The sequence below is a fragment of the Chitinophaga sp. CC14 genome (assembly GCF_048957795.1).
Lineage (GTDB): Bacteria > Bacteroidota > Bacteroidia > Chitinophagales > Chitinophagaceae > Chitinophaga > Chitinophaga ginsengisegetis.
The window spans coordinates 1,107,315-1,121,993 of sequence record NZ_JARBFY010000001.1 but is presented as its reverse complement, the minus strand read 5'-3'; the positions used below and the strand labels follow the sequence as shown (position 1 = coordinate 1,121,993).

Genomic DNA, 14,679 nt, shown 5'->3' with positions numbered 1-14,679 from the left:
AACTTACGGAAAGCCCGCAACTAGCTAAAAGCTAATAACTTTAGTCAAACGACTGGTTTCCCGACCTGGCCATTTTGAGCATCCGGTCAAACTGTTCCGGGGTAAGATCATTAAAGAAGAAATACACCGGGTCTACCTTATCCCCGTTTTTAATGACTTCGTAATGGCAGTGCGGTCCGGTAGATTTGCCGGTGCTGCCTACCCAACCCAATACATCGCCGCGTTTCACTGCCTGTCCGGCTTTTACCTTCATGCGGAGCATGTGGCCGTAAAGGGTTTTATAGCCATATCCATGTCGTACAATCACGTGGTTGCCGTAACCCACATCACTCAGGCTGGCCTCTTCGATAACACCGTCGCCGGTGGCATAGATAGGCGTGCCGCTGGGCGCAGCAAAGTCGAGCCCCGCGTGGTATTTCATGGTTTTATAAATAGGATCGATCCGGTAACCAAAACCGGAGGCAATATGTTTAAGATCTTTATTGGAAACCGGCTGGATGGCAGGAATGGAGGCCAGCATCTGCTGTTTGTTCTTCACCATCTTATCAATTTCGTTGTAAGATTCTTCCTGCGCTTTTACACGGTTATTGAGTTCTTTCAGGAGTACGGAGGTAGAGGCGATAATCTCGCTGCTGGCAAAGGATTGCAGCTGGGCGGCTTCTTCATCCCGCTTAACTTTACCCATCCGGGTACTGTCCGGGATAGGAGAAGCTTCAAATATCACCCGGTAAATTTCATTGTCACGGTCTTCCAGCTCGGCCAGTTTTCCCTTTACCTCCCGCATCCGGCCCTGCAACGCATCATATTTTTCCTTCATACCTTCAAGGTCGCGGCGAAGCGATTTCTCTTTTGGAGAGTCAACCAGCCGGTATGCCACAGAAAGAAAAATAGCCCCGGTCACGATAGCCGCAGACACAAACCCTAGTATTCTCAGGATTTTTACCCGCAGGGAAACCACGAGCTTCTCGTATTTTAATGTTTGGGTATTATAAAAATATTTAACCTTCTTCATGCACCAGGGTGTACTTTATGCGCCATAGTGCAGTGAACGCTATGACAGCCGATTTATTTCACGAGGTACAAACTTATGGATGGGTATCGTTGGCATTTCTTTTCCCACTTAACTATTTTTGCCGGGTAACACAACCTGTTTTGCATAATCATACAGGTTTCGATATTTTTGCACTCCCTTTAACACGGCGGGAAAATAAGGCGCACAAACCTACTGTAATTAGATTAAAACATCAACCTTTTGATTGTCAATTTTCTAACTACTTCATAAGGGCTTGAAATACAACTACAAGCCCCTAACCGGTTATGGCTTATAAGATATAAAATACATATTAATTCGTATCAATATTTATGACAGCATCCGAAATAAGACAGCAATTCCTGGACTTTTTTGCGTCAAAAGGGCACCAGATTGTCCCATCTGCCCCTATCGTTATTAAAAACGACCCCACCCTGATGTTCACCAACGCGGGTATGAACCAGTTCAAGGATTACTTCCTGGGCAACAGGGTGCCTCCCAACAAAAGGGTGGTTGATACGCAAAAGTGCCTGCGGGTAAGCGGCAAGCAAAATGACCTGGAGGAAGTAGGGATTGATACTTACCACCATACCATGTTTGAAATGCTCGGTAACTGGAGCTTTGGCGATTATTTTAAGAAAGAAGCCATTGCCATGAGCTGGGAACTGCTCACAGAAGTATATAAAATCCCAAAAGATAAACTCTATGTAACTGTTTTTGAGGGAGATGAAAAAGAAAACCTGCCTAAAGACCAGGAGGCATTTGATTTCTGGAAAGAACATATTGCGGAAGACCGCATCCTGTTAGGAAATAAAAAAGATAATTTCTGGGAGATGGGTGATACCGGTCCATGCGGCCCCTGCTCTGAAGTACATGTAGACTGTCGTCCTGAAGAGGAAAGGAAACTTGTAGACGGAAAAACGCTGGTAAATGCAGATCATCCCCAGGTTATAGAAATCTGGAATAATGTATTTATGCAGTTTAACCGGCAAAAAGACGGTTCTCTGGTACCTTTACCGGCAAAACATGTAGATACTGGTATGGGATTGGAACGCCTGGTAAGAGTACTACAGGGCAAAACCTCCAATTATGATACGGACCTGTTTACAGGCACTATTCACTTTGCTGAGGGGTTGACCGGCAAGAAATATACATTCGGTGATGATAAAAAAGATGTGGCTTTCCGCGTAATAGCTGACCACGTCCGGGCTATCTCATTTACCATTGCAGATGGACAGCTCCCTGCCAGCAACGGAGCAGGATATGTAATTCGTCGTATTCTCCGCAGAGCAGTCAGGTATTATTATTCCTTCCTTGATGTTAGAAAACCATTATTACACGAACTGGTTCCTGTACTGGCAGCACAGTTTTCACATGTATTCCCGGAACTTCAACAACAGGCAGACTTTGTGAAGAAAGTAGTGTTTGAGGAAGAAAATAACTTCCTCCGTACACTGGAAAGTGGGATTCGTCGTATTGAAGACTTCATGCAGCAAGCTCCTACTAAATCGATCGATGGAGCTACTGCTTTTGAATTGAATGATACTTACGGCTTTCCCCTGGACCTGACCAACCTGATTGCATCAGAAAATGGTTTTACCGTCGATGAGAAAGGGTTTGAAGTGGCCATGAAGCAGCAGAAAGACCGCTCCCGCGCCGCTACAGAACTGGATATGGGCGATTGGGTAATACTCGACGAAACACCCAACTCCGTTTTCGTAGGCTACGAACAACTGGAAAGCACTACCAAACTGCTGAAGTACCGCACCGTGAAAGCAAAAGGTAAAGAGCAGTTCCAGCTGGTACTGGGCCAAACGCCTTTCTACGCTGAAAGCGGCGGACAGGTAGGTGATACCGGTACCTTGCACTTCGGCGATGAAGTAATTCATATTACCGACACCAAAAAAGAGAACAATCTCACTATACATTTTGCAGATAAACTGCCCGCACAGCCCGATGCTCCTGTAAAAGCCGCCGTAGCCAAAGATAAGCGCCATAATACAGAGCGCCATCACTCGGCCACGCACTTACTGCACGCAGCACTGCGCCAGGTATTGGGCACACACGTGGCACAGAAAGGTTCATTGGTAAATGCAGATGCCCTGCGTTTCGACTTCTCCCACTTCGCCAAAGTAACCGATGAGGAACTGGCGCAGATAGAAACCATTGTGAACGAAAAGATCCGCGAAAATATACCGGTAGTGATCCGTGAGCTTCCAAAGGAGGAAGCCCTGAAACTGGGCGCGATGGCCCTTTTTGGTGAGAAATACGGCGATACTGTACGCGTGGTAATCATAGACCCCGCCTATAGTGTGGAACTTTGCGGTGGTACACATATCAGCTCAACCGGCGAATTGGGCCAGTTTAAATTTGTTTCAGAAGGAGCCGTGGCCGCCGGCGTACGCCGCGTGGAAGCCGTAACCGGCGCCAAGGCAGAAGCCTTCGTTAACGAGCAATTGCAGCAACTGAAAGAAATTAAAGCCGCCCTGAAAAATCCGAAAGAACTGGTGAAATCCATAGAAACACTGATCCAGGATAAATCTTCCCTGGAAAAACAACTGGAAACACTGGAACTGGAAAAAGTACGGGCACTGGCAGCAGTAATACGCCACCAGGCAGAAAATATCAACGGCGTTAACTTCCTGGGCCAGGTAGTGAATGTAGGCAACGCGGAAGGACTGAAACAACTTTCTTTCCAGCTGAAAAACGAGATCCCGGATCATGTACTGTTGTTTGTTGCCAATGTTGGTGGCAAAGCCAGCGTGGCGCTCAGTATAGATGAGAAACTGGTGACATCCAAAGGATGGGAAGCCCCAAAGATCATCAAAGAATACATTGCTCCGCTGATCAAAGGTGGTGGCGGTGGCCAGAAAACCTTTGCTACAGCAGGCGGACAGGAAACAGACAAACTGGATCAGGTAATTGCCGCGGTAAAGAAACTACTCACAGCATAAAAAGATGAGGGCTGGCCAAAAAGTCTATTGGGCTTTTAGGTCAGCCCTCTCTTTTTACCCCGTTCATATAATTTATTCCATTCATATATGAAGACATAGTGCATGGGGAGTGCATTAACAGTGCATTAATAGTGCATGAGGAGTGCATGCTAACAGTATAGATAGTGCATGGATGATCCATGACATACGCAGGTCCGGGGCATTGGAGAAGCATCCGGAAGGCAAGAGCGGCTCCCCCATCAAATAATAAAAAAATATGCTGTAAAGCGTATTTCTTTTGCCCCCAAACCATACATTTTAACTTTTTCTTTCCTGGCACGCCCTTTAATTTTGCCGCATTAGTTTAAATTTAACCAACAAAACACCTAAGCAACATGACCAGGTTACTGCAAATCCTCACTATAGCGGGTTTTTCCTGCTTCACCATGAGCGCGGTATCTGCGCAAACGAAAGACACTTCCAAAAATCAGCTGGGAGAGTTTGATGAAATTGTAATCAAACATAAAGGCGACAAAGACGGTAAAGTGACCGTGGAAATCAAAAACGGCGATGTACTCATCAATGGCCAGAAACTGGACCAGTACAGCAACTCCGACCTCACCGTTTTCCGCAGGAAGATCACGCCGCGCGATGGCAACGCCCTCACGTTTGACAGCAACAGTTTACAGGGAGGCAGCTTTGATTTGTTTAACGACAACGATGAAGACAACGATATAGAAATGCCGGTGATGAACAAAGCCATCCTCGGTGTGATCACTGAAAAAGTGGCTGCCAGCGGCGTTACGGTAAAATCAGTAGCAAAAGGTACTCCAGCTGATAAAGCAGGCATAAAAACCGGCGATATCATTGTTTCTGTAGATGATAAAAAGATCAATGAACCGGCAGAATTATTTGAAGAGATCGGCAAACATAAACCGGCAGACAAAGTAACGGTAACGTACATACGTAATACCAAAACAAACAAGGTAGCTGTTACCCTCGATGAACGAAAAGAAATGGATAATGGCTGGACCATGCATCCACCTTTATCCGCACTGCCAAAGAACGGACCAAGATCCTTCTCTTTCCCTATGCCGCGTGGTTTCCAGGGATTTGGCGACAACTGGGATAACAACGAAAAACTGGGCCTCCGCGTACAGGATACCGAAAATAATGAAGGCGCACAGGTAATTGAGGTGGCTCCTTCTTCTGCAGCCGCAGCAGCAGGTTTCCAGAAAGATGATATAGTATTGGAACTTGCCGGGATACCGGTTAAAAATGCAGCAGAGCTATCTAAAGCATACCGTGAAACACAGGCCAAAGTGAAAGGCGACGCACCGGCAAAAATCCGCCGGAATGGATCCGATAAAACGCTGATAATTAAATTGCCCGTGAAACTGAATAAGGCGGATATATAAGCCTATTTCATTACCATCTTCATCATCTTCAATTTATTTTTAAACGGCGGATACTTCATTGGAACATCCAACCAGGTAGCCGTTTTCAGCATACCTTTCTGATGGGTAAAAGTATCAAAGCTGTATTTGCCGTGATACTTTCCCATCCCGCTGTATCCTGCGCCACCAAAGGGCAATTCAGGATTGGTAAGATGAACCAGCGCATTATTCACGCAACCTCCGCCAAAACGCACCTGTTCTATCAGTGCCTTCTCCGTTTTCTTACTCTTTGTAAAAACATACAACGCCAGTGGGTAAGGCAACTGCTTAATGGCCTCTATGGCCTGCGGCAGGCTGGTGTAGGTAAGTATAGGCAGCACGGGACCAAATATTTCGTCCTGCATCACCGGGTCCGTCCATTCAACATCATCCAGCAGGGTAGGAGCTATATAGAGCTGATCCTTGTTTGTTTCCCCACCATGTAGTATGTGGCCTTCGCCCAGGTAGCCGGCCACCGTATCAAATCGCCGGGCATTGATAATACGGGCATAATCATCACTGCGGGAGGGATCTTCCCCGAAAAATTCTGTTATCGCCGCTTTCAGCGCGGCTACCAATTCGTCCTTCACTTTATGGTGTACCAGCAGGTAATCCGGCGCCACACAGGTTTGACCGGCATTCCAGAACTTACCCCACACTATTCGTTTAGCCGCCACCGTTACATTCACTTTTTCATCTACCACACAAGGCGATTTACCACCCAGTTCCAGTGTAACCGGTGTTAGATGCGGTACTGCCATTTCCAGGATCTTCTTGCCCACCGGGATACTGCCCGTGAAAAATACATGGTCGAACCGGAAGCTCATCAGGGTAGGAATCACTTCTGTTCCATCGCCCTCTACTACCGTAATATAGGCCGGATCAAAAGTATCTTTTATCAGTGCAGCGGTTACCGCCGCAGTATGTGGCGCCAGCTCCGACGGCTTAATAATGGCACAGTTACCACCGGCAATAGCTCCCAGTAAAGGGCTGAGCAGCAACATAAACGGGTAGTTCCAGGGGCCAACAATGAGGGTAAGCCCCAACGGCTGCTTATATACCCGGCTGCTGCTGGGATAGGTCACAAAAGGAGAGGTAACCAACTCGGGCTCCATCCATTGCTTCAGCCCTTGCAGGATATAACTGATTTCTTCATACAAAAATCCTATCTCACTACCATAAGACTCCAGTGGATGCTTGTGCAGATCAGCATGCAGGGCAGCGGTGATTTTATCTTCAAACTTCTTAATCCCGTTCTTCAAACGCTTTAATTGCGTTTTGCGGAAGGAATAAGAAAGTGTGGCGCCAGAGTCGAAATAAACCTGTTGCGCCTGATAAAGCTGACTTGCCTGGGCCTTGCTGATCATAGGGAAGAAATTTTGATGTGTATCTCAATTTAGGGATTTATTGGCACCAAATAGCCTGAAATCACGGTATTATTTGAATATATTTGTGGGAATCAGTACGGAAAATGAGCGATATATACAGCAAATATGAAACAGTGATCGGGCTGGAAGTGCACGCCCAGCTGCTTACCGAAAGTAAATTATTTTGCAGCGACAGCGCAGCTTTTGGCGGCGCTCCAAATACGCATATCAGTCCCATTACAATGGGCCACCCGGGCACCTTGCCCCGCATGAACCGCAAAGCGGCCGAATATGCCATCAAACTGGGTCTTGCCTGTCATTGTGAAATTGAAAAGGACAATTATTTTGCCCGTAAGAATTACTTCTACCCGGATCTTCCAAAAGGATACCAGGTATCCCAACATACGGCGCCCATCTGCAAAGGCGGTTATATTACCATTATTACAGATGCCGGCACCCGCAATGTACAGCTGAACCGCATCCATCTTGAAGAAGATGCAGGTAAACTTCTGCACGACCAGGACCCCGACAACAGCTACGTGGATTTAAACCGCGCAGGCGTTCCCCTCGTGGAAATAGTAACCGAACCAGACATGCATAACAGTGAGGAAGCATACGCCTACCTTACCGAAATGCGCCGCCTGGTACGTTACCTGGGCGTATGTGATGGTAATATGGAAGAAGGTAGCATGCGCTGCGATGCTAACATTTCAGTTCGCCTGAAAGGCAGCACCACCCTGGGTACGAAGGTAGAGGTAAAAAATATGAACTCTATCCGCAACGTAAAGCGGGCCATCGATAACGAAGTAAAAAGACAGATAGATCTCATAGAAGCCGGTGGTACCCTGGTACAGGAAACACGCAGCTTTGACGCTTCCAACGGCAGCTCGTTTTCCCTGCGTTCCAAAGAAGAAGCGAATGATTACCGCTACTTCCCGGAACCAGACCTGGCCCCATTTAAACTAACAGATGAATTCATCAACAGCGTACGGGCCACACTGCCCGCACTGCCGGAAGAACTCATCCGTAAATACACCACCGATTTTGGCCTTCCGGAATACGATGCACGTGTTATCTGCGATGATAAATCCACCGCAGACTATTACGAAAGTTTAATTGCCGTTACCTCGCAATATAAAGCCGCTGCCAACTGGATGCTGGGCCCTGTTAAATCCTGGCTGAATGAACACTCGGCAGAAATCAGTCATTTCCCGGTAACGCCACAGGCATTGGCAGCGTTAATTACGCTTACAGATGCAGGAAAAGTCAGCTTCTCCATCGCCTCTTCCCGCATATTGCCGGAAATGATCCAAACACCCGCGGATCATCCGATGGATATAGCTACCCGCCTGAATTTATTACAGGATAACAACGCCGATAACATTTCTCCCATTATTGATGAAGTGCTGGCAAAATATCCGGATAAAGTAGCGGCCTTTAAAAGCGGCAAAAAAGGGCTGATGTCACTGTTCGTGGGAGAGGTAATGAAATTATCCAAAGGCAAGGCTGATCCGCGGCTCACCAACGAATTGCTGGCAGAGAAGCTGAAAGGCTAAACAGCATTGGAAATATTTATCCTATATTGAGTGGCATCCGTCAGATGAATGAATGTTCAAAAAATAGTAGCATGAAAAAATACTTATTATGGATTTCCGCCGCCGCTTTCCTCGCAGGATGCGCCGGGCAAACGGAAAAAGGTGAATTTAAAATAGAAGGACACCTGAGCAATTTACCATTGGGTTCTGTATTACTGGAAGAACTGACACTGGACAATGTGAAAGTGGTGGATTCTACCAATGTAAAAGATGCCAGTGGCAAATTCACGCTGAAAGGAATGGTAGCCGAACAGGGACTGTACCGCGTACGCTTTGAAAATGGCAAATTTATATTACTTGCACTCGATGCCGGCGATATGAAAATAGATGGAGATATAGATAAACTGGAAGATGTAAAGATCAGCGGTTCTGAACCAACTGCCGAGCTGCAACAGTTTATGAGCGATATCAGCAAACAGTCTATTGCACTCACAGAAGAAATGCGTAGCCTGGATAGTCTCCACGCAGTGCTGCCCGACAGTGCATTCCAGCCCAAAGTAGCTGCCTTTCAGAAAAAAGAAAAAGAGTTTGAAAACGGCTTTTTCCTGATGGCAGATAAAACAAAAAATCCAGCCACCGCAGTATTTGCGATCAGCCAGGTGAGGAACGGAGAAGAGATTGTTGCACACAAACAGGTGATCACCAATCTTGCTACCCGTTTTCCAAAAAACACTTTGGTAAAAAGCATGACAGATAAGATCCTGGAACTGGAGAAGAATCAGGGCTCCGGCGGCGATGCAGCCGGTGGAGAAGAACCATCTGCTATAAAAGTAGGCCAGGTAGCTCCCGACTTCACTCTTCCCGATCCATCCGGCAAAATGATCAGTCTCAGTTCTTTCCGCGGTAAATTTGTACTGGTGGATTTCTGGGCCAGCTGGTGCGGTCCATGCCGCCAGGAAAACCCGAACGTGGTGAAAGCTTATCAGCAATACAAAGGAAAAAACTTTACCATTCTCGGTGTATCACTGGATAAAACAAAAGATAAATGGCAGGAAGCTATTAAAGCAGACGGACTGGTTTGGAGCCATGTGAGCGATCTCAAATTCTGGGATTCTGCGGTAGTGCCTTTATATGGTCTTAATGCGATTCCAACCAATTTCCTGCTGGATCCGCAGGGAAAAGTAATTGCCTCCAACCTGAGAGGACCTGCGCTGGAAGCGAAGTTGCAGGAAGTGCTGAAATAATATAATCATCTACATAAAAAAAACTCACCGGCATTACACCGGTGAGTTTTTTTGTTATTATAGGTTAAGGCAAGGTTTAGTATTGCGGATTCTGTGCATTCTTCAAAGCAGGATTTGCAGAGATCTCAGTAGCCGGCAACGGCCAGATAAACCGGTAATCAGCATACTTGATGCTACCGTAACTAGACGGTGTTACCGGTCTGGTAACGGTGTTATAATTGCTGCCATCATCTTTCAGATCATCAACGATCACCTTTGCAGGGATACCACCTGTTCCATACTTTGCATCCAGTGCAAGACGGGTAATATCCGGCCAGCGGCGGCCTTCACCCGCAAATTCTACGCGACGCTCATCCAGTACTGCCTGGATCATGTCGAGCGGAGCAGTGGTGATGCGATTCGGACTGCCTTCAGGTAAAGAACGGTTGCGAACAGCATTGTATAACTTGAACGACTGTACGATATTACCTGCACGTGCATACGCTTCAGCTGCATTCAGCAATACTTCTGCATAACGGATCATCGGCGCCCAGTCGGACTTATTCAGATAATCGCGGTATTTATAATTGAAGTAGAAATTCTGAACCGGCTTGCCACCTGATACAGTGGTCTGCTTTACCTGCAATAAAACACGGCGTGTATCATCACCTGCCCAGAAAGAGGCGTTGTACAGATTCGGGCTGGTGGCTACCAGGCCACGGCCTTTCTGATCAGAAGGACCAAACATCGAAGCCAGCGCACCGTTGGTGTTTCCGTTGGTGATAGCACTGTTGGCGATAGAGAAAATAGATTCTGTGTTGTTATCTGCTTTTGTGAATGGTCCATCAGGGCTATCGGTGAGCTTATAACCTTTCACCGGGCTCACAAATGGCGCACTTTGATCTGCACCCAGTTTCGCCGCTTCTGTGATAACGCCCTGCCAATCGGCCATATGGAGCTTAATCCTTGTTTTCAAAGCAATAGCTGCTCCTTTGGTTGCCCTGCTGATAGGATTGGCGGTAGTAGGGAGCAGGTTCGTTTCTGCAAAATCCAGATCCGCCAGTATTTTGGTGTAGTCTTCTTTCACCGTACCACGGCCCACTTTCAGGGCTTCCTGGATTTCAGCTGGTGTGCTGACAGGCATATCCCTGTAAGGAACCCCAACCTGTGCACCCGCACCATCTGCATACGGACGGCTGAAATGAATCACCGCTTCATGATGCGCCAGCGCACGCAAAAAACGGGCTTCACCTTCCAGCTGCAGTGCTTTAGCCTGCGATATCACGTTGTTGGCAGCGGCTTTACGCACGCCATCAATAAGGGTATTGGCCTGGTTGATCAGCGCGTAAAGGTTCACCCACATCTGCACATTATTGGCGGAAGTGGGACTGTAACTACCTTTGTAAGTGATATCATAAAACGTAGCCAGGTTCACCATATCTTCTCCACGCATTTCATCCTGCTCTATTGAAGCGGCGCCGAAAGGATAGCCACGGCCTACAGTATAATCATCATTATAACTACCCAGCGCAGCGGTGTTATACATACCATTTGTAGCGAGTTCGATAGTGGATGAATCCGAAAATACGGCGTCCTGCGGCAAGGCGTTCTTTGGTGATAATTCCGTGTATTTTGAACAGGACACAGCACCCAGTGATAACACCAGTAATCCTGCTGCTACTGCTTTCATGCTTCTGTTATATTTATATGCCATTGTATTTCTCATGTTCATTATTTTTTATAATCCTACGTTAATACCAAAAGTATAGCTGCGTGGAACCGGGTTAGTGTTGTAATCCAAACCTGGTTGCGTGTTAGCTCTTGAATCCACATAAGTGTTTAATTCAGGATCAAGACCGGAATACTTTGTGATGATGAATGCGTTCTGCACCTGTGCATAAACGCGGATGCTGCTCAGCTTAATTCTTTCCAGCATAGCTTTAGGCAGGGTATAACCCAGGCCGATGTTCTGCGCGCGGATAAAGCTGCCATCTTCCAGGAAACGACTGTTAACGTTACCACTCTGCAGGATAAAATTATCTGCACCCAGGTACAGTTTAGGTACGTCTGTTACCTGGCCCGGAGTAGTCCATCTGTTTAAAATTTCTTTACCGTTGTTCAGGAACTTCTGGTTATTCAAACCTTCCTGGCGGGTTACGCTGTAAACCTTGTTACCACCGGAGAAAGAGAGGAACAGGTTAAAGTCGAATCCTTTGTAATTAACGGTATTGTTCAAACCACCATAATAGGTTGGTGTAGCGTTACCGAGGATTTTTTTGTCGGAAGATGATAATGCTTTTGCTGAGGTAGATACATCTTCAGGCTTTGAAGCATTGTAGGTATAGTAAACACCTTTTGACGCATCACCCTGTATAATGGAACCATCTGCTTTTTTCCACAATGGGTTACCGTTTGCAGGATTCACACCCATTGATTCGTAACCATAAAAAGCACCCATAGATTCACCTACGCGGGTAATGTTGTATGGATAAACGATATCTGCATTATCTACCAGTGCAGTAATTTTATTTTTTACAAAAGAGATGTTGAAGGAAGTAGTCCAGGAGAAATCACCGCGCTGAATATTAGTACTGTTCACTGTCAGCTCATAACCTTTGTTATACATTTTACCCACGTTGGAATAAAATACATTCGGCTTGGTAGCGCTTGGAACACCTAATGACGGAGGCAGCGGAGATGCCAGGATCATGTTGTCAATATCATTCCTGAAATAATCAGCCGTTACGGTGATCCTGTCGTGGAATAATCCCAGATCCAGCCCGATGTTCATTTTTTTGCTGGTTTCAAAAGTCAGGTCCGGGTTGTATACCTGGTTGAAAGCAATGCCCAGTAAGGATCCATACAGTGCTGGTTTGTAAGTACCGGCATAAGGATATGCACCGATATCCACGTTGCCTACTTTAGCATAACCGCCACGGATTTTCAGGTTGCTGATCAGGTCGGCGATACCGCCTTCCTGGAAGAAATTTTCCTGTGAAGCTCTCCAGCCTACGGAAACGCCTGGCAGTGTTACATCCTGTTTGCCGATAGGCAAGGAAGAAATAGCATCTCTGCGGAGAGTGGCAGATACCAGGTAGCGGTCTTTGTAGCTGTAGTTAGCTCTGATAAAGTACGACTGAAATGCGCGTTCCACCAGTGTACCACCTACCGTTTGAGTACCGGTGCTGTTGTCGATCAGGTTATCAGTACCAAAGAAAGGGCTGATCAGGTTAGTACCCTGCGCATAGAAACTTCTTTCTCTTGTTTTCTGATTTTCTGTTCCGATCACGGCGCCTACATTATGTGCGCCGATAGTTTTGTTATAGCTTAAAGTATTTACCCAGTTATAACGGAAGCTTGGAATAGACTGCTGATAGATAATACCATTGGTGCCACGACCATCGCCATGAATCGGGTTCCAGTACTGGTAATCTTCCCCATTCATATAGTTTATACCGATCTGCGTTCTCAGGTCAAAATCTTTCAGAATTTTTACACTGGCAAAAGTATTACCGGTAAAATTCAGGTTCTTGTTACGATAGATGTTATGATCCAACACATATTTGATGTTGGTATAGTTATCGGCGATAGTGGCTTTATTAGCGCCGCTACCGAGTGTATTGGTGTTGCTGAGATTATAGGTACCATCATTCCATTGTGCAGGTACGTTAGGTAATGCACGGATAGCATTGGAAAGATTGCTGGAAAGTCCGTTCTGGCTAACGTTCAGGCCATTGTTGGTAATGTGCGAAACACCGGCATTTACGCCTACAGTTACTACATTAAAAGCTTTCTGTTCCAGTTTCAGGCGTACCTGGTATTTACGTTGATCGTTACCAACAAGAATACCTTTCATATCGGTATATCCGAGGGAAACGTAGTAATTGGTTTGATCATTGGCGCCGCTTAATGACAACGCATGATTCTGTTGGAACCCTGTTCTGGTCACTATTTTCTGCCAATCGGTATCATAAAAACCGCCATCAGGATTTGGTGTAGGGAAAGCATCCGGTGTAGCTGTTGGCTTAGCGTTCAGCTTTTTCTCATTAGCGATGGTTACAAATTCATCTGCATTCAGCAGATCAAATAATTTGGAAGGCTTAGCTGCAGCCATCCACATATCGTATGTGAGGCGTGGTCTACCGCTTTTACCTCTCTTGGTAGTTACCAGGATAACGCCGTTAGCGGCCCTGGAACCATAGATCGCAGTAGCGGCGCCATCTTTCAGCACTTCCATGCTTTCGATATCATTCGGATTGATATCACCCAACGGGTTATTGGAAGTAATACCACTCTGGTTGCCGGTGATGTAAGGTACTCCATCAATTACATACAGCGGATCGGTACCACTGCTGATACTGTTGGTACCGCGGATGCGGATACGTGCCGGCTGGCCCAGTATACCGCTGGAAACGGTAGCCTGTACACCTGCTACCTGTCCGGATAACTGACGATCGATACTGGATGCAGCCACATTTTTCAGCGTGGCTCCTTTGATACTGGATACAGAAGCCGTGAGGTTTTTACGCTCAATAGTACCGTAACCAACCACCACTACTTCGCTCAACCCTTTCAGATCGGCGGCCAGTTGGGCGTTTACGATAGATTTGCCGGTAATACTTTCCTGTTGGGCGGTATAACCTACAAAAGAAAATTCAATAGCAGTCGCCTTCTCGCCAACGTTGAGCTTAAACTCTCCATTGGAGGCCGTCATGGTGCCACTGGAAGTACCAACAATTTTTACTGTAACCCCAGGCAGCGGAGATCCATCTTTGGAGTCTGTGACCTTACCTGTGATGACTCTGGTTTGGCCAAGCGCCTGCAGCGCAGTAATAGCCGCAAATAACCAGAGAAACAATCCTTTCTTCATAAGCGATTTTGATTTGAAAAAATAAATGTAATACAGACATGTCCAGGCATAGCATGGCCATTTAGCACAATGGCTATTATTATCTAACAGTAAAGACTAAACGAAATAACAATGTTGCTTTTGCGGCAACCTTCGCAAAGCACAATTCTACATAAGCAATCTAAAAATCATAAGCAATCCTAACATTATAAAAACAAGTGAATAAGAGTACAGCAGTGGCACGCCACTGAATAATCAGATAATTTTATACAGATTGCCATTCCATTTTCTGTGGTGGCAGAAAAA

At 46.3% G+C, this 14,679-nt stretch carries 8 protein-coding genes; 4 read left to right on the top strand and 4 right to left on the bottom strand.

Going from position 1 to position 14,679, the window contains the following annotated elements:
* Nucleotides 1–40: 40 nt before the first annotated feature.
* Nucleotides 41–1,012, bottom strand: a complete 972-nt coding sequence (locus tag PV783_RS04705; protein ID WP_079469870.1) for a M23 family metallopeptidase — start codon at nucleotides 1,010–1,012, stop codon at nucleotides 41–43.
* A 350-nt stretch (nucleotides 1,013–1,362) separates the two neighbouring features.
* Between PV783_RS04705 and alaS the strand changes: the two genes are divergently transcribed.
* Nucleotides 1,363–3,984, top strand: coding sequence for an alanine--tRNA ligase (gene alaS, locus PV783_RS04700; RefSeq protein ID WP_420987276.1), 2,622 nt, complete (start codon nucleotides 1,363–1,365; stop codon nucleotides 3,982–3,984).
* 374 nt (nucleotides 3,985–4,358) lie between these two features.
* Nucleotides 4,359–5,381 (top strand): PDZ domain-containing protein, encoded by a 1,023-nt coding sequence (locus tag PV783_RS04695; protein ID WP_111577057.1) that lies wholly within the window; start codon nucleotides 4,359–4,361, stop codon nucleotides 5,379–5,381.
* 2 nt (nucleotides 5,382–5,383) lie between these two features.
* On the opposite strand, the gene PV783_RS04690 is transcribed toward PV783_RS04695, so the two are convergent.
* The gene (locus PV783_RS04690; RefSeq protein WP_420987275.1) at nucleotides 5,384–6,766 is read right to left on the bottom strand and encodes an aldehyde dehydrogenase; all 1,383 of its coding nucleotides are present in this window, start codon (nucleotides 6,764–6,766) and stop codon (nucleotides 5,384–5,386) included.
* Nucleotides 6,767–6,870: 104 nt separating this feature from the next.
* Here PV783_RS04690 and gatB point away from each other — a divergent pair, with 104 nt between their 5' ends.
* A complete protein-coding gene (gene gatB, locus PV783_RS04685; RefSeq protein ID WP_079469875.1) occupies nucleotides 6,871–8,322 on the top strand; it encodes an Asp-tRNA(Asn)/Glu-tRNA(Gln) amidotransferase subunit GatB in 1,452 nt (483 codons plus the stop codon).
* 71 nt (nucleotides 8,323–8,393) lie between these two features.
* Nucleotides 8,394–9,545, top strand: a complete 1,152-nt coding sequence (locus tag PV783_RS04680) for a redoxin domain-containing protein (protein ID WP_420987274.1) — start codon at nucleotides 8,394–8,396, stop codon at nucleotides 9,543–9,545.
* A 76-nt stretch (nucleotides 9,546–9,621) separates the two neighbouring features.
* On the opposite strand, the gene PV783_RS04675 is transcribed toward PV783_RS04680, so the two are convergent.
* A complete protein-coding gene (locus tag PV783_RS04675; RefSeq protein WP_420987273.1) occupies nucleotides 9,622–11,250 on the bottom strand; it encodes a RagB/SusD family nutrient uptake outer membrane protein in 1,629 nt (542 codons plus the stop codon).
* A 12-nt stretch (nucleotides 11,251–11,262) separates the two neighbouring features.
* Nucleotides 11,263–14,394: a SusC/RagA family TonB-linked outer membrane protein gene (locus PV783_RS04670; RefSeq protein ID WP_420987272.1), complete on the bottom strand. Its 3,132-nt coding sequence runs from the start codon at nucleotides 14,392–14,394 to the stop codon at nucleotides 11,263–11,265.
* Between the last annotated feature and the right edge of the window lie 285 nt (nucleotides 14,395–14,679).